2 pseudogenes are annotated in these 590 nt (G+C 60.5%); one reads left to right on the forward strand and one right to left on the reverse strand.

Going from position 1 to position 590, the window contains the following annotated elements:
• Positions 1–438, reverse strand: a pseudogene (locus tag D3227_RS40585) (IS630 family transposase); the annotation flags it as partial.
• Positions 439–464: 26 nt separating this feature from the next.
• Here D3227_RS40585 and D3227_RS40590 point away from each other — a divergent pair.
• A pseudogene (locus tag D3227_RS40590) lies at positions 465–590 on the forward strand (ISNCY family transposase); the annotation flags it as partial.

Genomic DNA, 590 nt, shown 5'->3' on the forward strand with positions numbered 1-590 from the left:
AGCGACGTACCGGTTGATGGCCTCCTGAAGATCGACCACCGAACGGAAGACGCCGCGCTTGAGCCGCTGGCGGGTCAGCTTGGCGAAGAAGCCTTCAACGGCATTGAGCCACGAGCAGGATGTCGGGGTAAAGTGGAAGGTGAAGCGCTTTTGGCGGTCGAGCCAGGCGCGGACCTTCGGGTGCTTGTGAGCCGCATAGTTGTCGAGGATGACGTGCACGGCTTTATCCACTGGCACCTGGGCTTCAATGGTGTTCAGGAAGCGGATGAACTCCTGATGCCGGTGACGCTGCATGTTGCGCCCAATGACGGTGCCATCGAGCACGTTCAGGGCGGCAAACAGCGTGGTGGTGCCATGGCGCTTGTAGTCGTGCGTCATGGTCCCGAGGCGGCCTTTCTTGAGCGGCAGTCCGGGTTGGGTGCGGTCGAGGGCCTGGATGTCAAACGGCTTGCAAAACTGACTCCAATGACAGCGTGTTCCTGAATGAGACTGTGCGCGATTACTGCCGGGACGGTGGCATCGAGTTCACCCGCTGCCGGCCTTACCGCAAGAATGACCAGGCATTTGTCGAGCAGAAGAACGGCGCCGTT

This window comes from Mesorhizobium waimense (assembly GCF_003601975.1).
GTDB lineage: Bacteria > Pseudomonadota > Alphaproteobacteria > Rhizobiales > Rhizobiaceae > Mesorhizobium > Mesorhizobium waimense.